The sequence below is a fragment of the Proteus vulgaris genome, from assembly GCF_011045815.1.
Lineage (GTDB): Bacteria > Pseudomonadota > Gammaproteobacteria > Enterobacterales > Enterobacteriaceae > Proteus > Proteus vulgaris_B.
Map to the genome: position 1 here is coordinate 2,387,967 of NZ_CP047344.1, position 17,742 is coordinate 2,405,708.

At 38.4% G+C, this 17,742-nt stretch carries 34 protein-coding genes; 17 read left to right on the forward strand and 17 right to left on the reverse strand.

All coding sequences use genetic code 11. From position 1 onward, the window contains the following. Window positions 1-7: 7 nt before the first annotated feature. The 16 genes from GTH24_RS11315 to GTH24_RS11390 all read right to left on the reverse strand — a co-directional run bounded on the left by GTH24_RS11315 (window position 8) and on the right by GTH24_RS11390 (window position 8,193). Window positions 8-217, reverse strand: coding sequence for a hypothetical protein (locus GTH24_RS11315; RefSeq protein ID WP_115370894.1), 210 nt, complete (start codon window positions 215-217; stop codon window positions 8-10). A gap of 185 nt (window positions 218-402) precedes the next feature. Further along, the gene (locus GTH24_RS11320; RefSeq protein WP_164526422.1) at window positions 403-1,887 is read right to left on the reverse strand and encodes a terminase; all 1,485 of its coding nucleotides are present in this window, start codon (window positions 1,885-1,887) and stop codon (window positions 403-405) included. Then, window positions 1,887-2,456: a terminase small subunit gene (locus GTH24_RS11325; RefSeq protein ID WP_164526423.1), complete on the reverse strand. Its 570-nt coding sequence runs from the start codon at window positions 2,454-2,456 to the stop codon at window positions 1,887-1,889. The genes GTH24_RS11320 and GTH24_RS11325 overlap by 1 nt, the downstream gene beginning before the upstream one ends. 43 nt (window positions 2,457-2,499) lie before the next feature. Further along, window positions 2,500-3,150 (reverse strand): hypothetical protein, encoded by a 651-nt coding sequence (locus GTH24_RS11330; protein ID WP_164526424.1) that lies wholly within the window; start codon window positions 3,148-3,150, stop codon window positions 2,500-2,502. 28 nt (window positions 3,151-3,178) lie between these two features. After that, complete coding sequence (locus GTH24_RS11335; RefSeq protein ID WP_164526425.1) at window positions 3,179-3,520, reverse strand: hypothetical protein; 342 nt, start codon at window positions 3,518-3,520, stop codon at window positions 3,179-3,181. Between the two features lie 59 nt (window positions 3,521-3,579). Next, a complete protein-coding gene (locus tag GTH24_RS11340) occupies window positions 3,580-3,927 on the reverse strand; it encodes a phage protein NinX family protein (RefSeq protein ID WP_069368909.1) in 348 nt (115 codons plus the stop codon). Continuing rightward, the gene (locus GTH24_RS11345) at window positions 3,927-4,157 is read right to left on the reverse strand and encodes a hypothetical protein (protein ID WP_164526426.1); all 231 of its coding nucleotides are present in this window, start codon (window positions 4,155-4,157) and stop codon (window positions 3,927-3,929) included. The genes GTH24_RS11340 and GTH24_RS11345 overlap by 1 nt, the downstream gene beginning before the upstream one ends. Beyond that, the gene (locus tag GTH24_RS11350; protein ID WP_164526427.1) at window positions 4,144-4,446 is read right to left on the reverse strand and encodes a hypothetical protein; all 303 of its coding nucleotides are present in this window, start codon (window positions 4,444-4,446) and stop codon (window positions 4,144-4,146) included. The genes GTH24_RS11345 and GTH24_RS11350 overlap by 14 nt, the downstream gene beginning before the upstream one ends. Continuing rightward, complete coding sequence (locus GTH24_RS11355) at window positions 4,446-4,706, reverse strand: hypothetical protein (protein ID WP_164526428.1); 261 nt, start codon at window positions 4,704-4,706, stop codon at window positions 4,446-4,448. Before GTH24_RS11355 ends, GTH24_RS11350 begins: the two co-directional genes overlap by 1 nt. A gap of 10 nt (window positions 4,707-4,716) precedes the next feature. Beyond that, window positions 4,717-4,890: a hypothetical protein gene (locus GTH24_RS11360; RefSeq protein WP_164526429.1), complete on the reverse strand. Its 174-nt coding sequence runs from the start codon at window positions 4,888-4,890 to the stop codon at window positions 4,717-4,719. 126 nt (window positions 4,891-5,016) lie between these two features. Next, a complete protein-coding gene (locus GTH24_RS11365) occupies window positions 5,017-5,412 on the reverse strand; it encodes a RusA family crossover junction endodeoxyribonuclease (protein ID WP_049203709.1) in 396 nt (131 codons plus the stop codon). Further along, a complete protein-coding gene (locus tag GTH24_RS11370; RefSeq protein ID WP_161748129.1) occupies window positions 5,409-5,822 on the reverse strand; it encodes a hypothetical protein in 414 nt (137 codons plus the stop codon). Before GTH24_RS11370 ends, GTH24_RS11365 begins: the two co-directional genes overlap by 4 nt. 246 nt (window positions 5,823-6,068) lie before the next feature. Then, window positions 6,069-6,794 (reverse strand): ATP-binding protein, encoded by a 726-nt coding sequence (locus tag GTH24_RS11375; RefSeq protein ID WP_004243368.1) that lies wholly within the window; start codon window positions 6,792-6,794, stop codon window positions 6,069-6,071. Next, window positions 6,794-7,636, reverse strand: a complete 843-nt coding sequence (locus GTH24_RS11380; RefSeq protein WP_164526430.1) for a hypothetical protein — start codon at window positions 7,634-7,636, stop codon at window positions 6,794-6,796. The genes GTH24_RS11375 and GTH24_RS11380 overlap by 1 nt, the downstream gene beginning before the upstream one ends. Before the next feature lie 10 nt (window positions 7,637-7,646). Next, window positions 7,647-7,832: a hypothetical protein gene (locus GTH24_RS11385; RefSeq protein ID WP_004243371.1), complete on the reverse strand. Its 186-nt coding sequence runs from the start codon at window positions 7,830-7,832 to the stop codon at window positions 7,647-7,649. A 139-nt stretch (window positions 7,833-7,971) separates the two neighbouring features. Further along, window positions 7,972-8,193 carry a hypothetical protein gene (locus GTH24_RS11390; RefSeq protein ID WP_223231915.1) on the reverse strand — a complete coding sequence of 74 codons (222 nt, stop codon included), beginning with the start codon at window positions 8,191-8,193 and terminating at the stop codon, window positions 7,972-7,974. Between the two features lie 134 nt (window positions 8,194-8,327). Here GTH24_RS11390 and GTH24_RS11395 point away from each other — a divergent pair, with 134 nt between their 5' ends. The 17 genes from GTH24_RS11395 (at window position 8,328) to GTH24_RS11475 (ending at window position 16,367) form a co-directional block, all read left to right on the forward strand. Next, window positions 8,328-8,936 (forward strand): hypothetical protein, encoded by a 609-nt coding sequence (locus GTH24_RS11395; protein ID WP_004243373.1) that lies wholly within the window; start codon window positions 8,328-8,330, stop codon window positions 8,934-8,936. 248 nt (window positions 8,937-9,184) lie between these two features. Continuing rightward, entirely contained in the window at window positions 9,185-9,346 is a 162-nt protein-coding gene (locus GTH24_RS11400) for a hypothetical protein (RefSeq protein WP_004243375.1), read from the forward strand. Next, entirely contained in the window at window positions 9,333-11,054 is a 1,722-nt protein-coding gene (locus GTH24_RS11405) for a PD-(D/E)XK nuclease-like domain-containing protein (protein ID WP_164526431.1), read from the forward strand. Before GTH24_RS11400 ends, GTH24_RS11405 begins: the two co-directional genes overlap by 14 nt. A gap of 45 nt (window positions 11,055-11,099) precedes the next feature. Beyond that, entirely contained in the window at window positions 11,100-12,140 is a 1,041-nt protein-coding gene (locus GTH24_RS11410) for a RecT family recombinase (RefSeq protein ID WP_069368900.1), read from the forward strand. Window positions 12,141-12,184: 44 nt separating this feature from the next. Continuing rightward, complete coding sequence (locus GTH24_RS11415) at window positions 12,185-12,442, forward strand: helix-turn-helix transcriptional regulator (protein ID WP_069368899.1); 258 nt, start codon at window positions 12,185-12,187, stop codon at window positions 12,440-12,442. A gap of 30 nt (window positions 12,443-12,472) precedes the next feature. Next, window positions 12,473-12,649 (forward strand): hypothetical protein, encoded by a 177-nt coding sequence (locus tag GTH24_RS11420; protein ID WP_164526237.1) that lies wholly within the window; start codon window positions 12,473-12,475, stop codon window positions 12,647-12,649. Between the two features lie 42 nt (window positions 12,650-12,691). Then, complete coding sequence (locus GTH24_RS11425) at window positions 12,692-12,865, forward strand: DUF7167 family protein (RefSeq protein ID WP_241253952.1); 174 nt, start codon at window positions 12,692-12,694, stop codon at window positions 12,863-12,865. Window positions 12,866-12,874: 9 nt separating this feature from the next. Then, window positions 12,875-13,096, forward strand: coding sequence for a hypothetical protein (locus tag GTH24_RS11430; RefSeq protein WP_164526433.1), 222 nt, complete (start codon window positions 12,875-12,877; stop codon window positions 13,094-13,096). Then, the gene (locus GTH24_RS11435; RefSeq protein WP_164526434.1) at window positions 13,071-13,295 is read left to right on the forward strand and encodes a hypothetical protein; all 225 of its coding nucleotides are present in this window, start codon (window positions 13,071-13,073) and stop codon (window positions 13,293-13,295) included. Before GTH24_RS11430 ends, GTH24_RS11435 begins: the two co-directional genes overlap by 26 nt. Beyond that, window positions 13,288-13,449, forward strand: coding sequence for a hypothetical protein (locus GTH24_RS11440; RefSeq protein ID WP_164526435.1), 162 nt, complete (start codon window positions 13,288-13,290; stop codon window positions 13,447-13,449). The genes GTH24_RS11435 and GTH24_RS11440 overlap by 8 nt, the downstream gene beginning before the upstream one ends. Window positions 13,450-13,517: 68 nt before the next feature. After that, complete coding sequence (gene dcm, locus GTH24_RS11445) at window positions 13,518-14,570, forward strand: DNA (cytosine-5-)-methyltransferase (RefSeq protein WP_164526234.1); 1,053 nt, start codon at window positions 13,518-13,520, stop codon at window positions 14,568-14,570. Window positions 14,571-14,659: 89 nt separating this feature from the next. Then, window positions 14,660-14,833: a hypothetical protein gene (locus GTH24_RS11450; protein ID WP_164484702.1), complete on the forward strand. Its 174-nt coding sequence runs from the start codon at window positions 14,660-14,662 to the stop codon at window positions 14,831-14,833. Further along, complete coding sequence (locus GTH24_RS11455; protein ID WP_164526436.1) at window positions 14,826-15,161, forward strand: phage protein NinX family protein; 336 nt, start codon at window positions 14,826-14,828, stop codon at window positions 15,159-15,161. The genes GTH24_RS11450 and GTH24_RS11455 overlap by 8 nt, the downstream gene beginning before the upstream one ends. Further along, complete coding sequence (locus GTH24_RS11460; protein WP_164526437.1) at window positions 15,139-15,321, forward strand: hypothetical protein; 183 nt, start codon at window positions 15,139-15,141, stop codon at window positions 15,319-15,321. The genes GTH24_RS11455 and GTH24_RS11460 overlap by 23 nt, the downstream gene beginning before the upstream one ends. 28 nt (window positions 15,322-15,349) lie before the next feature. Beyond that, entirely contained in the window at window positions 15,350-15,979 is a 630-nt protein-coding gene (locus GTH24_RS11465; RefSeq protein WP_164526438.1) for an MT-A70 family methyltransferase, read from the forward strand. 2 nt (window positions 15,980-15,981) lie between these two features. Next, window positions 15,982-16,179 carry a hypothetical protein gene (locus GTH24_RS11470; RefSeq protein ID WP_164526439.1) on the forward strand — a complete coding sequence of 66 codons (198 nt, stop codon included), beginning with the start codon at window positions 15,982-15,984 and terminating at the stop codon, window positions 16,177-16,179. Next, complete coding sequence (locus tag GTH24_RS11475) at window positions 16,179-16,367, forward strand: hypothetical protein (RefSeq protein WP_020945830.1); 189 nt, start codon at window positions 16,179-16,181, stop codon at window positions 16,365-16,367. Before GTH24_RS11470 ends, GTH24_RS11475 begins: the two co-directional genes overlap by 1 nt. Window positions 16,368-16,374: 7 nt before the next feature. Here GTH24_RS11475 and GTH24_RS11480 read toward each other — a convergent pair whose 3' ends face one another. Further along, window positions 16,375-17,571 (reverse strand): tyrosine-type recombinase/integrase, encoded by a 1,197-nt coding sequence (locus GTH24_RS11480; RefSeq protein WP_164526440.1) that lies wholly within the window; start codon window positions 17,569-17,571, stop codon window positions 16,375-16,377. Window positions 17,572-17,742: the final 171 nt, after the last annotated feature.

Here is a 17,742-nt window from a genome sequence, read left to right on the forward strand (position 1 = left end):
TCACCCCTTATTGACCAAGTAAGGTTTTACCGCTAGTGGATGCTGAACTTGTCGCACCTTGCGCACCTGTTAGTAACGTAGACTTACGACCTGCGGCTGCACGGCGACGACGCATTTCATCATCACGACTACCCGTTACTGCCGCATCTTGTTCTTGAGGTGCTGCCTGAACAGCAGGAGGAGTAGTAATTTTTGGAGTTGAGCCTAATCCGCACATAATTCACCTATAGATTAAATTAACCGATATTGCATATTAAATTAATAATACATGCTATTTGACAATATTGAAAATTATAACTACCATTTTGGTTATGCAATGCCACTGCATTTTTTCTCGGTATTGTTACCACGACAGCGTGCTTTACCTTAGGACTGTTTGCCCTCTACTCCAGAGGGCTTTTTTTATGCGAATGGATCGTAATCTGAATTGCTGACATTAACGCCAGAATGAGGTGAGGAATAATTTCTATCTATTTTGGTGACTGGATAGGCGAACGTCAGCGCGAGCGCATCACCTTTACCAGGTGAACGACCAAGACGTTTTTTAATTTCTGTTTTATCTTCTAGTACAATCTTGCTATCAATAACACGAACTTTGTATTCACCACATGATAAATCATCTGCGGTTTCTTGATCGTCAATAGCCCCACCAATTTTTAGCCATGTCTTAACGCTGTTATACATTTCACCGCGTTTGTTTAGCATTTGTGGATCTGTTGATGCACCACCAAACTTAACTAAACGCCATACACGACCCCAACTTGTTCCAATAGAGTGAATACCTGTACCATATCCAAAGTCGATATGAACAGCGTCAGCCTTATATTGATCTTCAAAGTCAGCAATACGCTTTGCCATAACAACATCGTCAGTTGTTTTAAAGCCCGTCCACAAGCACTTACTAAATAAACCTTGGCGCAGATAAATCACCGCATCATCAATACCAGAATAGGCGGGGTCAACACCAATAATTACAGGCGCATGAGCAACTTCTTCCTGTGTGACAATCCGCTTCATGGCTTCATCAGTTAAACCTGTTGGGATAAACTGTAGTTCTGATGCTGACGGGAACACACCACGAACACGGACTTTAAAGAAGTCGCTATCTTCGCCGTAGTCTTCCTCCCAGTTTTTAATCTGCTCTTTGTTGCTACCTTCAACGGTACGGCTATCAATCTGCTTGGTGTTCCAACGATGTTTAAACTTACGAAAGCACTCACGAAAGCGCCCTGTGTTACGAGTTGGGTTACCGAATGCAATCCAAATGATTTCGGTGCCTTCATCCGTTAACGCCCCTTCTGCCACTTCCCATACCAGATCGGCAATATTAGATGCTTCATCAAACACCAAGATAATACGCTTGCCTTTGTTGTGAAGCCCTGCGAATGCCTCCGTGTTGTTCTCTGACCATGGTGACGCATCAGCGCGCCATGCATGGGCATGGCTAGGGTCATTGGCATAGATAGCTGTTTTAGTGCAAGTAAACCAATCTTTGGTAAGAGATAGACGTTGCCACTTAGCAATTTCAGGCCATGTTTTGGTTAATAATTGTTTCTCAGTATTGGCAGTAACTAAAACTTTGCAGTCTTCGCAGGTATCCATACCCCATTTTATAAGCATAGAGATAAATGCCGATTTACCGATACCATGCCCAGAAGCACGAGCAAGTAACAATGGCTGGTGGCGTGTCTTTGGATTGCGTAGATGTTCACCGATTTCATTTAATGCTTCGGCTTGCCACTGACGAGGGCCATTGTATTCTTCAAGCTCTCCGCCAGCTTCACCCCACGGAAATGCGTAATACGCATAACCTAATGGATCATGCGTAAATGATGCGATATCTTCAATGAGTTGTTCTTCTGGTGACTTCTGCAAAGCTTCTGACATTACTCAACGCTCCCTTGCTGAGCACGTTTACGAGCAGATGCCAACTTATCAGCCAATGATACGTTTACATCGACCTGTACGCGGTCACGGAAAGCGTTCACATCGACGTGTTTGCCTACCAGCTCCAATACGCGTAGCTTATCCAGTAGCTTTACTTTTTTGACGGTCACATTCTCATCAACAACCGCAATTTCAAATGAAGCAATACTTTTCCGCCACACAGTAGGCCAATCCTTGATAGGTTTGATATCGCCATTGTCATTGAGAATATCGGCAATATCTGCATCAAGCATATCGACCAAACGCCTGAGAACATTGTCAGCACTCATCTTGGTGCGCTTATTGCGCTGTTGCATAAGTTGTGCGATACGCTCTTGAATACGGGGATCAGCCATTAGCTGTGATGCGCGTTTGCAAGCACTGCCAGAAGCATATCCAGCAGAGATTGCAGCATCAGTTTGATTATCGGGGGATTTGATATATTCCTGACAGAAACGTTCCATCTTGTCGTTGATAGGCGTTGGCTGTCGGGCAGGTTTCTTTCTTGGTCTTTTGATAGTCATAATCATCACCTCTTTGGTTATTATGACCAACCAAAAGATAACATTCAAACTAGATATGAGCTAATTGATATTTTTTCATTAGTGATACCCCTGTAATTGAATGACTATCATGAACTTTCTCCATGGTATATTTGAATAGTTCAATATCTGTATAAAACCTTTCCACATACCTTTTTAGTTCAACGTGACCCCCTAAATCATCCTTACATAAAACCATGTGATTCATAATATGCGAACTTCGATTCATGTAACCTTTCAATGAGACTATATCTCCAGCAAGTTTTTCATCTAAAAGATACAATTCATTAATGAAATCATTAGTAAAATCAAGTTTTGGCGGTTGTATCAAACCACTGACACAATCTGTTTTTTCAGCATCTATCGCTACACCTGTAAAGTTAGAATAATTACCAATCGTCACAGAAAAACTATCTCTATTTTTAATTGCAGTGCACAAATTAAAAAAGTTCATGTACTCCATATAGCAATTAACTATTTCATTCTCAATAATATTTATTTTTGCTATTAGCTTTTTCTTATCTATAAATCTTGTTTTTTCTCTATCATCCTGCTTTTGCTTTTCATACAGCTCAATTGATGTATCTATCGCTCTTTTAGCTGATTTTGTAGATTGATAGGTCAAATATAATGAGCCCATACCAACAACTAACGCTGTACCTGCAATCCAATCGAACGCCATAATACCCTCAGATAAAATCAATTTTTCCTCATTCTACCTTCAACATCATTTCACGCCAGCCCTTTGTTACCCAACACTTAGCATCACCAGATAAACAGCATTGCTGAATGGGTAATTGTTCACCACAGCGACCACACTTACGCTTAGATAGTTCCTCAGCTTGTCGCTTATACTCCGCATCATCTTTACGAATAAGCATCTGCAAGTATTCAACATTATCATACGGTTCACGACCAGGCATACGTAGAACACAATTACGCTGTAACATCTCCAGCTCTTGATTATCCACCAGCAGTTCAATCTTCGTTACGCCAAGTTCCTTTTGGCGCTTACGTTGTAATGCCTTACGTTCAGCAGGTGATTTAGCCATTAAGTGACACTCCAATCACAGTAACAACGACACACCAGAATACAGCGAATAAAATGTACTTAGTTAGCATTTATCAGCTCCTCAGGTATCTCAACTTCATCACCTATCTCAAGCATAACAACCGCTAGGCAAATAGCTTCTTGAGCAGTATTAGCAGTGGCATAATCACCCATTAAATGTGGCGGTGATGCATAGCAATAATTAACCCCGTCAACTTCTTCAAACATTAAATCAATCCAGTAGTTATTTATAAACTCACCACACTTTAACCAGTCGCTAGATGGGCTATATACACAGTTATTAGCATCAACAATAAACTCTTTGCCAATACGAGCATCAACGCCAACGGCTTTACCTACTGCCCAATCAAGCGCTAATCCTTTTAGTTTTGAGGTTTTAATTTTCATCATTCACCCTCTGGCATTGGTGGTATGGGCATCCAGCATTCAACATCAAAGAATGGAATGGGTTTGTTAGGTAAGTAAGTAGCTTCCCACTGAAGAGATAATGTTATTTCATCATTAAGATTGACTCGATTTAAAAATAAAACCACTGGCGTTCCGTCTAAAAATGCTATAACCGGATCACCGATAACAGGCAGTCTTTCACTACATTTGACTCTATTAGTTCCCTGCATAATATTCCTCTGGCATTGGTTCAAATGATTGAATATCGAAATCCCAATAAGGTGCAATTTCGCATCGACCACAGCTATCATATTCACCGTTGTCTCTCGTAACGCTGATTTGATATGTGCCATGTTCAGTAAACATTTCATACTCTTCAGCATCTTGTAATAGCTGCGTTTCGATGTCCTGTAATGCACTTACTGGCGCAGGCCCTTTGAGAAAAATCACACAAATGCAATCTTTGCCCATGTAAAGAACTTCTAGTTGAATGCTCTTAGTTGAATTAGTTCCCTGCATTAGATGCCTCCATTTCTTACTGTTACCTTTAGTTGTAACGCTTTAAATTTTGCCATTCTAGAGGCGTTTTCAATATCATTGATTCTCTGATACGCCTTGCCTCTCGTCCTCTGCTTATCGGCTGCCAGTTCAAGCTCAAAAAATATTGCGTCTGTTTTATCTATGAAATATTTAATGTTCGCATGAATATATCTACCTGCTATAAATCTACCTTGGCGCAAGTACGCTTTATTCAGCTCTGTTAACGTTGTTCCTTTCATCACTCAACCCTCAATTAATAGCGCTGTGGTATTCGACGCTCAAATTGTCTGCATGAGCGCCACATAAATTAGCCCAGAAGATTACCGTTGCCTCTGCATCTAATTCACATTCAGCTTGTATTAGCTTTTCAAATGGTTTTCCGTTCCATGTGCCAGTAATTTTGTAAACCGCCCCGTCACCCATCTTAAAAATCCTCTTGCGTGACATGTCACGATTGTTTGATTTATTGAATAAGCCTAATAGCATCAATTTCTTGGCTCATAATTTCTTCCCAAACTCATTCAACGATTAATTAACTCAGTCACGAACTTAACGAATGGTAATAAGTTCATGATTTTCTGTATTTTCAGGTAACGTTACCCCTATCTTTCCCTGCTCCCCCCAAAGCTTTGACGCACTGATATTCCACACCCTACAATCTTCATCAAAGATGGCATCCATAACAGCTTTAATCAGGTTATCGACATCAGGACGTTGCTGGTGGGGTTTACCATTCATCTCAATGCGTTTTTTCTTGCTCCATGATTTAGGCATAGGAATAACAAACGTTAGGTGAGCACCGCTTTCCGGTAACGTAAAACGGTTAGCTCTCATCTCGTCACAAAAAGCGTGGTACTTAACGACAACGGGTCTTTTCTTCCATGCGTCACGTTGTGTCATACGTGGCTTTGGTACAGGATTGATATAATAAATTTGCTGTTTCATGCGCGTACCGCCACCAGCATTGCGTTCATACGGTTATGAATATCAGCAATCTTTCCATGCTGTAACGGTGGTAAGCTCTTTCTGACGTAGGTTAGTGAACCTTTCTGACAGATAACATGCTTATCCGTAGGTTTTGCTGGCTTCTTGGTCATTAGAGAGGCTTCTTTTTTGATATCTAAATCACGTAGACGCTCCATGTAATCAGGCGCTAGTGTGTATACATAACCAATGCCGACTACCGCTTTGCGCTCAACAACCGCGCATTCAACCAGCTTAATCAACGCATAATTGGTCGTTGAGCGATTTTTCTTACCATCAAGCTCTGAGGCAATCTCGGTTATTTCGTTAACTGATAACGGTTTTTTCTTGTCATGTAATATTTCAACAACAAAATCCTGCATAAATTTCATATACGATAACCCTTAATAGATTAATCATTATGGTTAATATATCCAATTTGGTTATGTTTTCAAGTATAAAAAAACAGAGTTTTTAATTAAACTCATACCTACTTAAAACGCTCTCAAATCGTCTATACGCTGTTTTCACTACTCAGGCACCCAATCGCATACCTACAACAAATAAAACTCACCAGTGTTTATTACGCTAAGGATTTTGATATCCAACAACCCCTATTCGATTTTTAGTTTACGAAATTACTTAACTAAACGCCGATAGCTTTGCCATGTGAAATTTATCGTTGTTGGATTTCCCATTCTGAGTCGATCTATTACTCGTTCATCCAACACTTTGGATAGTTGGGTATAATTTAGGTTTGTAAGCACTCCAACAGGCTTTTTGTTTGCTAGTCTTCGATCCACTACTTGAAATATAATTAATTCCTCATTGAGGTTTCCACGTTGCACACCCACATCATCAAGCACTAGCAAATCAACATCACACAGATCATCTATCAGTTTTGACTCTGTTGTTTTAGCATCCTTTTGATAGGTTTCACGAACCTTCATCATTATGTCAGGCAGTGTAGCGATCAGAATACTTTTCCCTTTTTGGATAATGTGGTTGCCTATGGCTGACGCTAAATGATTTTTTCCAGTACCAGGATTACCACTGAAAATGAACCCACCAAATGATTTACCAAATTGCTCAGCGTATCTCTTAGCTTTGTACAACGCTCTTTGTTGGTCTTCACATGTAACGTCATAATTATCGAATGAACAATTTTGGTGTAATGGGCTAATACCTGATCTACCCATGATTTTATTTAAACGAGCTACTCGGTTTTCATTTGCGATCCTCATTGAATCAATTTCACCCTGCTCTCGTTGCCATGCCATTAATTCAGCAGAAGTAGTAAATTTAGGTTTAATATGCTCAGGCATTATTCGCTTTAGCCTTGCTAAGGTTGATGATGCAGTCATCAGAAGTCCTCCGGTATAAACTCATCGTTCTTTTGAGGTTGAATGATCCGTTGTGGTGGTGAAACGTTTGGTTTGAATAGTCCTTGCCAGCCATTGGTAATGGTTTTGCTAATTATTTCTTCAGGTGAAAAACCTAACTCATAACACTCAGTGAGTAATTTTATTTGTCCACTGAACGTTTGTTTCGATTTTATCGGGTGCTTGATTTCCTTTCGGTACTCAATCCACTTCTCCCAAACTTCAGGATTTAGCCAATCAGGTATTTTTTCTTCCAGGATATTAAAACCTCGCTTTTGTACCGACTTTTTTTTCAAGGGGGATTTAGGGGGTTTTATATCTTGTTCTTGTTCCTGCTCCTGTTCTTGGCTTGGAAGGGTCTTCAAAGCCCCTTCCAAGCCCCTTTCATTTTTTATAGATGATTCTCTTGCAGAACTTAAATTAAAAGCATCTTTATACTTATCATAAAACATTGATAGAAATTGATTTTTAGGCTGAGAGTCATACTCTCTTTGTATACCGATACACCGGTTATCTGATGGCTTCAAAGATGATGCTATTTGATATTTTGCCATCTCGATCACCCAAACAACTTCAGCATCCTCATCATAGTGGCAAAAACCTGCTTCAATGCACCTTAGAAGCCCCTTAGAAGCCCCTTCTAAACCTAGCCCTGTTTCGTGCGCCATATAGATAATAGGTAGGTAATACATTCCGATCATATTGGCGTGAGGATTGGTTAATAAGTACATAGAGACAATAAGTGCTTCATGCCCTTTTTCTCTTATTTCCTTACCTGTTTTTCCTATCCAAAATTGTGGGGAAACTTTTCCATAGTCACGCATAAAACACCATTCACTTAGCGCTGTTAATTAATTGCTTTAACACAGAGCGATAGACTGTTGAATTTTCAAAGTTGCATTTAACGCAAACACCATTACAAACATAACGTTCAGCAACATGACCGTTCTTGCATTTCTTACCTGTAAAAAATTTTCCAAGCCCTTTTGACGCAGCTTCTTTTCGACTAATAATCTCCATTTCAACCTCATTTGATTATGTGTATGTGCAAATGCTATCCGTTATTTTAAAATAGATCAACCTAAAAAGACTTATTGGTTATCAATAAAAAATTAAGGACCACCGAAGTGATCCTTATCTATAAGCGGCCTTTTAGTTATTATCGAATAAAGAAATTGATTAATTGCTCTCTGGTTGTATCTGCACCGAACTCAATACAAATATCATATAACTTATTGAGTTTACTTAGTGATGGTTTGCGTTTTGCATAGCGTAGCTGATGTGATAGATACAGTTGGCTATACCCCGTTCTTTGAGAGAATGCTTCTCTTTGCTTAATCGTTAAGCTATTCCAAAATTTTTTAAAGTCGAAAACTTCCATAATTTCACCAATTTGATTAACCAATAAATAATAGTAACCGTTTAGGTACTTTACCAAAAGGGTTATTTGTTTGTTTAATACACCATAACTTAATCAAATTTGTATAAAGAATAGACACCAAAGGACTTGGATAAATGAAAAGCATTGCTGAAATTAGAAAAGATAACCTGATTTATATTATTGAACGCTACTATAACGGCAAACAAAAATTACTGGCTGATGCGTTAGGTGTAGCACCAAGTATGATCTCTCGTTACCTATCACCAAAAGATTTAAAAAGTCATCGTGAACTCACCGACCCAATGTCACGCAAAATTGAATATGTGACTAGAATTAGCAAATATTGGATGGATGTAGACCACTTAAAAGAAGGTCATGCGGAGTCAGAAAAAGAAGAATATATTCCGACTGAAATTGGCAAGATACTCTCAGATAACATCACAACATTTATGTTAAACGATGGAATAAAATCAAGAGTTAAGCTTTCTGTCGATTCAGGGCTTGCACAATCAACAGTTAACCGCATTATCAATTGTGAAGCCAGCGCCACCGCTGAAAGCATTGATGCTATTGCAAAAGCAATGGGTCGCCAAGCCTATGAATTACTGATCCCTAAAAATGATAAAGGCACTATTAACTATGATAGAAGAGCCTATTCAAAACTTCCCGCCAGCGAACAAGCCGCTATTGAAAACTTCATTGAATTTATCATTAATAAAAACCAGCCTATCTCCCACGACTAACCCTCTCCATTAAAAAGAAGTCATATCTTGGCTTCTTTTTACTCTTAATAAATCATTAAATTTCATAGTGATAAAAACAAACATAACCACATTGGTGATTTATTTGTTTTTCATGGTTGACAATGGTTAATTTATGGTTATGATTAAAAACATAAGTTAACCAATACGGTTAATTTGATCTTTAACAATATGGATAAAAGAGACTGATTTTTTAATGCGCTCAGACATAACCAATTTGGTGATTAGTCATGATCTTTTATATCAAAGACGGTAAGCATGTATTTACCTTATCTGGCTTAAATGAGTCACAGTCATTTGACAATTTTAAAGCCGGTATTGAGTGGGCTTATGTAAGAAAGCTCGCATTACAAACAGAACAATTAGTAGGTAAACAAAATGTCAGACACTAAGCACTTAAATGTGTTGATTGCAAAAGCTCTTTTACTTAACCAAGATATTACTGATAGCGAACAAGTAGATGCGCTAACAGCTCATATCAATGGTGATATTGAAAAAGAAGAGTTTAAACAATATGACCACTTTATTAATATCACGCTACTTGCACTTTCATTGGTTCCTAATATCAGCAGTGAATTAAGCGAAGAGCAAATCATTAACGCTATTATGTCATTTATTGATAACCCTGATATGCGTAGCGTTCGTCATAGAGTTAATCACTTTAACTCATTAATAAATCCAAAAACCACCTCAAATGAGGTAGAAAAAAAGGAAGTACCTCAGGAAGAGGTGATTTTTAACGCCAGTAAAGATAACCAAAATGATCAACCTAAGGAAACGGAAGATATTCCAAAGGAAGAAAATGACCAGCCTGCTTATTTTGAACCTGGTCGGTATCCCGATATTCCTAACGAGGTGTATCACAGTTCAAACGGTATCAGTAGTTCGATGCTAAAAGATGCTCGTATTAGTTTGATGTATTACGAGTTACGCCATGTAACAAAAGTCATTGAGCGTGAAAATAAGCGTTGTTTCGATTTAGGTAGTGCGTTTCACACGTTAACAATGGAACCTGAAAAGTTTGATGCTGAATTCAGTGTTAAGCCAATCATTCCAGAAGGTGCCTTTACAACAACGGAAACAATGAAGTCATGGATTGACGAATACAACAATAAGTTGCCTAAGAAGCTCTCACAAGATGAGTTAAAAGCAATTATTGAAGAACATAATGCCACTCTGACACCGCAACTTTCCACCAGCGGAAAAGCCGAAGAGCTAGGTCAGATATACATGCAGTTGCCCGATGAATTTAAAACCATCCCTGAAGATGGAAAATTCACAGGTGCCGCAATGAAAGCCTGTATCAAAGCCTATAACGATACTTTGCCAACACCATTGAAAACCTCAGGTAATACAGACGCATTACTTGAGCAGATAAACGGCATCAGTCCCGAATTATATTTGGCAGAAGTAAGTAAGCCTGAGCCACTTAGAAAACCCGTCAAAAAAGATGATCTCATGCAGGTCATTAAAGAAGTGAACCCTGATGCTGTATTTGAAGATGAAATCATTAGCCAGTGGCTTAGTGACGATTCGAAAATTCATGTTCAAACCGTTGACTATGAAATGGCAAATAACATGCGTAACGCTGTTATGAACCACAAAGAAGCATCCAGTTTATTAAATCACCCTAACCGTGTATCAGAAGTAAGTTACTACGGCATTGATGAAGATACCGGTCTTGAAATTCGTGTTCGTCCTGATATCGAAATTCAAACAGAAAATAACCGATTAGGTTTTGACCTCAAATCAGTAGCACTTGGTCGATTTAAACAAGATGCCATTGAATCCATGATCCGCAGAGAAATCATTAATCGCGATTATCACATCAGTGCAGCTATGTATTGTGATGTGGCAATGCTGGATCAGTTCTTCTGGATATTCGTTAACAAAGACGAGCATTACCACTGGGTCGCTATCGTTGAAGCATTACCTGAATTACTTGAATTAGGTCGTGCAGAGTACAAAAAGACACTGCGTGATATTAGACGCGCTATGGATACAGGATATTGGCCAGCACCTATCACCACTACTCTCACTATCGGTATCACTGACTTTGAGCAGAGAAAGTTAGAAGAACTGCAAAACGAAGTCGCTTAATAAAAATGCGCTTGAACAATCAGGCGCACGCTTGGAGTAAATATTATGTCAGAAGTAGCAACTCTCGAAAGAAATCAATCAGTAATGAATAACACATCATTACTTTTTAATCCTGAATCATTAGACCGTATTGTCAAATTTGCGGAGCTAATGGCATCAGGTACAGCAACGGTGCCAAGACATCTGCAAGGTAAACCATCTGATTGTCTTGCTATCACAATGCAGTCCGCACGTTGGGGAATGGATCCTTTCGTTGTCGGTCAAAAAACTCATGTCATCAATGGTGTGCTTGGTTATGAAGCCCAATTAGTAAATGCAGTTATTACCAGTTCAAATGCTGTTGTAGGTCGATTCCATTACAAATACGGTGGCGACTGGGAAAAGATTGTAGGCATGAAAGATAAACGTGATGAATCGGGTTTATTTATTGAAGTCGGTGCAATTTTAAGAGGTGAAGAAGAAATTACATGGGGTGAGCCTGTTTACCTTGCTGATGTACAGACGAGAAACTCACCACTTTGGAAAACAATGCCTAAGCAACAAATCGCGTATCTCGCTGTAAAATATTGGGCCCGTCTTTATTGCCCTGAAGTTATTCTTGGTGTGTATACGCCAGAAGAACTTGAAGATCGCCCGATTAAAGACATCACCCCACAGAAAGAACGTGTAAGCATTGATGAAATCACTACCCAGCAACAACCAAATAATGCTGAACCTGTAAAAGAAGCTCAAGGCGAGTTTATACCTAAGTTCGATGCTGAAGCATTTAGATTAGCTATTGATGATGTTCAGACTGTCGAAGAAGCTAAAAATATTCGCGCAGAAATTGAGAACTTAAAAAATGAAATGGGGATCAACCTGTTTGCTGAATTAAAAAATAAAGCAGTACAGGCATACCACCGCATTGATGCACGTAATGCCTTAGAAGCTTCTATCAACTCACTTCCTGAATCTGGCTCACCCGAAGCCACCGAAGCATTTGAAAAAGTAGACAAGCTACTTAAATCAAGCAAGCGAAAACTCGGTGATGAGTTATACGAGTCTTTCTCTATCACACTTGATGATATGCGCCCTGAATACCAGTGATCCTATTTAATGCGGAGCGATACAGCTCCGCAAGGAGTTTAGATATGAATATTAAATTACCTATCAAACCTATCCGTATGCCTGCTGTTTTAAAGCTAACAGGACTTTCTCGCTCAACTATTCGCACTTTAGAGAAGAAAGGTGATTTTCCAAAGCGTATGTATTTATCGGTGCGTTGCGTGGCATGGGAAGCGGAAGAAGTCGATGAATGGTTGAAAAAACGTTCTCAATCAAGAGAGACACCTAAGTGTTACACCGAACGTAAGCGTAATGAAGCTGGGCAGTTTGTGAGTAACGCCTAACCCCTAACCGTTTAACCAAAGGATATAACCATGAATCTAACAATGCGAGATTCAGATACGGACGAAGAAGTTATTTTAACGGTCGCTATATCAGAAGAAGATTTTAATAAATTATCTGAACGAGAACAGGATGATTTAATAGAAAGCGTCGCTTTTGATTATTACGAAAATAAAGCAGCGGAAGAAATAGAGCGCAAATTTAAATAGCTCATGGATATATTTGCAAGGATGCAATGAAGAGGAATGAATATGAGTAAACAAATGGTTTTAGTTGCAAGAACAAATAAGGTTGGCTCTGACTCTGAATGTGGACTGGGTATTACCAAGGACGAATGGGATAAATTAACCGAAGAAGAACAATCAGGATATATAAATACTGCAATTGATAATCTTGTTGGTTGGTATGTGAAGACAGAGGGATAAGGTGGAGTGATGGATAAATCAATACCAGATTTAGCAGCTGAGTTTCATTGTCTGCTAGCGAAAATGGAAGAAGTTCACGGCTCTGAAATAATATCATTAATAAACACCACTGAAGAAAGCGTCAAAGCCGCGATTAGAACAAACCGAATGTTACTTCATAGTTATTCGTATGAATTAAATAAATTGAAAAAGCAGGTTGATGACAATGAACAAATCAAGACAGCAGTTTGAGGAATGGTCTGACGGAAAGGATTTATACGATATTTCTCCGTTTGATATATGGCAAGCATCACGCGAGAGTTTGGAGGTTGAATTACCAGATTTAGGTGACGTTATATTGGATGATTATTTCATAGATGGTTTCAATGATGCAATTTCAGAAGTAGAGAAAATACTAATCAGTAACGGAGTGAAAATAAAAAATGAATGAAAAATACAGAGCCGAACTAATTAACGGTAAACCAGTTATTTTATTAAATGGAAATATGATTGAAAAAGGATTCATTTCAATTGTAGATGCAGAAAAAAGAGCTAATAACTTAAATTCTAAATTCAAAGTAGCTCACACATATAAAATTAAATAACCATGCAAATAATCGGATATGTATTACTCATGCTAATACAGGGTTCTGCACATCTATAGGAAATCAAAATGATATATTTAAGTTTGTTCAACGGTATATCCGCTGGGCGATTGGCGCTGTCTCGTGCTGGGATTAAATTTGATAAATATTACATCGCTGAAATAGATAAATTCGCCAATAAAGTATCTGAGTTTCATTATCCAGATAATATTCAGTTAGGTGACGTTAATAATTGGCGTGAGTGGGATATTGATTGGTCAAGTGTAGGTTTAGTTACAGCGGGATTTCCATGTCAGTCGTGGAGTTTGGCAGGTAAGCAATTAGGCGATAAAGATGAACGTGGTAAATTATTCTGGACGACATTAGAAATAATGGGCCATGTATTAGAAAATAATCCAGATGCTAAATTCATGCTCGAAAATGTGAAGATGAAACGTGAATTTGAAGAATATATAACATTGCATACGGAGCGTGCATTAGGTTATGTAAATAAAACTCTAATTAATAGCTCGTTATTATCAGCACAAAATAGACAACGTTATTATTGGGCTAATTTTGAGATTAGCCAGCCAGCAGATAAAGGTATTTTGCTGAAAGATATTATTGATGATGACAGTATTACTGATAGAGAAAAGTCATATTGTATTGATGCTAATTATTCGAAAGGAACAAATTTAAATCAATATCTAAATAAATCCAGACGGCAAATAGTATTTAGACCATGTGAACCAAGAGAAAATATTAAACAATCCAAAGACGGATTAATTCATGTTGCTAATGCATCTGACATTAGAGGTAACGAACAGATAAAACGCATTTACTCCGATGCTGGAAAAGCCCCGACACTGTCAACGTGTCAAGGTGGGCATAGAGAGCCAAAGGTATCAACAGGCAATCTACAATATCGCAAATTAACTCCTACTGAATGCGCGCGGTTGCAGACTTTCCCCGATGGTTGGTGTGAAAATATCGTCTCGAATTCACAGTCATATAAATGCTATGGCAACGCTTGGACTGTTGATGTTATTGCTCACATATTTAAATGTGCATATAGAGAAAGTAAACATGAAGCCATTCGTCCTACTGTTAATTATGAACAATCATGCAGTGCCAATATCTGATGATTTATACACGCAATCGGAATGCAATAAACGTGCTGAATATTTAATGTCAGTGGGGGATGTTGAGGTTATTTGTGGAGAGGTGTGGAATGAAAGATAAATACAGTGTGAACTTACAGGGCTACGAGGAAGAAGGTTTTGAAATTGAACCGACAATAAAGGATAAATTTAATTTAAAATCTCCATCGTGGGATATATCAATAACAAAGCAAGACTTAGTTAATATTAAACTCATGATAGAGGAGATATTAGAAAGTGAATAAATACACCGAACTATCTGATTTCGAGATTAATAAAAATGTTTTTATTAAATTATATGGCGAGGAATCACTAAAAGACAAAGATATGTTTAATTCGTTTTATCGAACTGACTATTGCCATAATCCAGAAGACGCAATGCCGATTATTATTGAGAATAAAATTTCATTGCGCGCCCCAACCATAACTGATAGATGGAAAGCGGAGTTTGTAGATGAGTACGGCAACTATGTTGGATATATCAGGGCTCTCAATAAAAACCCACTACGCGCCGCTATGGAAGTATTTCTGATTATGAAGGATGCGGAGAATGAGAATAACAACAACAGTTAAAAATAAAGATGATATTGAATTAATTCGATTCACTAGCAATTGCCTATCTGATTTTTTAATGCGAGATGAAAAAGAATATGCATATATGGTTGGGAATATGCAAGCGTGGATAACCAGAAAGAAAAACGGAAATATATCAGTTAAAGGTTATCGAAAGTAATTAAATAGCATATTAAACGGAGCGGAGAATGAAAAAGTATGACTTGATATTGTGCGATCCCCCTTGGTCTTACAATAACAAATCTTCAAATGGCGCAGCAGATAATCATTACAACACCACCGATTTATATTCCCTCTCCCGATTACCAATAGAAAAACACTCCTCTAAAAATGCTGTACTGTTTATGTGGTACACAGGCAACTTTGCACTCGAAGCAATTAAATTAGCCGAAGCATGGGATTTTAAAGTTAAAAATATGTTCGGGTTCGCGTGGGTGAAATTAAATAAAAATGCAGGAGATAGAATCAATAAAAAACCGCCCGAAGATTTCTTTGACTTTATGGAAATATTAAACAATGAGACGAAGATTAATTGCGGTAATTACACCCGTCAAAATATTGAAATGTGTTTAATAGCCGTGAGGGGTAATGGGTTACCTCGTCAATCTGCAAGTGTGAGACAGGTTATTTATTCATGTCTAGGTGAGCATAGCGAAAAGCCGTGGGAAGTAAAAAACCGTCTTGAACAGTTGTACGGTGATGTAAGTCGCATTGAGCTATTCGCTCGTGACATGTCACAAGGTTGGGATGCATGGGGCAATCAATGTCCTAACAACAGTATCGAACTTATCAATTCTCATTTTATTTGTAAGGAATAAATATGCCTGATATCGCAGATGATGCTAATGACTTAACGGATCTACAAATCAACACCGCATTAGCAAATAGAGAGCCACCAGCCAAAAGCTTAACAGGGTTTTGTATCTGGTGTCGTGAAGAGCCTGTAACAGAGAACAGTGCTTACTGTTCTAAAGAGTGTGGTGATGATCACGCTCAGTACAAAAGGAAAAATAGCTAATGATTATTTTACTCACATTATTAGCCGTGTACTTATGGCTTGCTGGGTATCTGTTTTCAGAATCTAAGCACGAAAGCGACAATATAAAAGATATTGTGGCCAGACTGTTTTACTCCACAATCTGGCCTGTTGTCGGTGTGCTTTACTTATCGTCACTACTTGCTTATAAAACACTTGGCGAAGAATGACCGAGCGTTAATCTTTCTCTTTTATCCATTCATCCACCATATCAGCCCACTCTTGCAACATCTTCCTACGCTGTTCAGCATATTCAGCCTTGTTGTAAACGGCTCTAACGCCATTTTGAACGTGTGCTAAACATTTCTCTATCCAATCTGAGTTATAACCTGCTTCGTGCAATAGCGTGCTTGCTGTGCGTCGTAAATCGTGAACAGTAACCGGTTCGAACTCAATACCTTTTTCATTGATACGTTTTACGGTGCCATCAATCACGTTATTCAATGCAGCATTAGAAAGTGGCTTTTTAATATCATATCGACCAGGCATTAAGTAATCGCTTCCCATCGCACAAACTTTCATACCAGTTAGGATATCCATTGCTTGATCAGAGAGATAAATAACATGCTCTTTTCTCCCCTTCATTCGCCCTTTAGGGATCACCCATTGTCTATTTTTAAAGTCTATTTCATCCCATGTAGCATGAATAAACTCAGACTTTCTGACTAATGTTAGCAATACAAATTTAACGGCCAATTTTAAGGTTGGATAGCAACTATAGTTTTCTAGTTCACGAAATAAGATACCGATTTCTTTCGGCGACATTGCCCTTTCGCGCGCTTGAAAAGTCCCTATCGAAGATGCCTTTATTGCATCTGCTGGGTTACTAATTTCATAACCTCTATCTATGGCATAAGTAAAAACAGAGCCAACAATCTCACGTACTTGTAATGCGGTCGCTTTTGCGCCCCTATCCTTTATCTTTTCACACAAAGCTCTAAGCCGTGGTGTGGTGATCCCTTCTAGTTGAAGGTTGCCGAATACGGGATAGATTTCTTTTTCAATAATTGCTTCTTTCATGGCCCTTGTAGAGTCAGCATATTGAGCATCACGAAGGAAATTGACGGTATAGTCTTTGAATACCGTCCCTATTTTTTTACTCTCAATACCGTCACGCTTCTTTGAAGCTGGCGATATGCCTGCGTTTAGCAGCCTTTTTGCTTCAATTAATTCAGCTCTTGCTTCTGCAAGCGTGATACCGTCAGCACTGTATCGACCAAAAGTAACCGTTTCTCTCCTTCCATTAAAACGATAATCATACCTAAATGAAATAACACCACTTTTTGTCACTGCAACGTATAAACCATCTCGATCAGACACCTTATAAAGCTTGTCTTGTGGCTTTAAACTTCTTAGTTTTGTATCGGTCAGCATGCTATAACCTCAATGCTGATACCGTCAAATGACAGCAATTTTATGACGGTATCAGTGTCTTAATTTTATAATTTATATTTTGATACCGTCGCCTATACCGTCATTTTTTTCGGTTTTTGTCAACCATTACTAACCATAGAAAACAAAAAAGCCATCAGTAACACACTGATG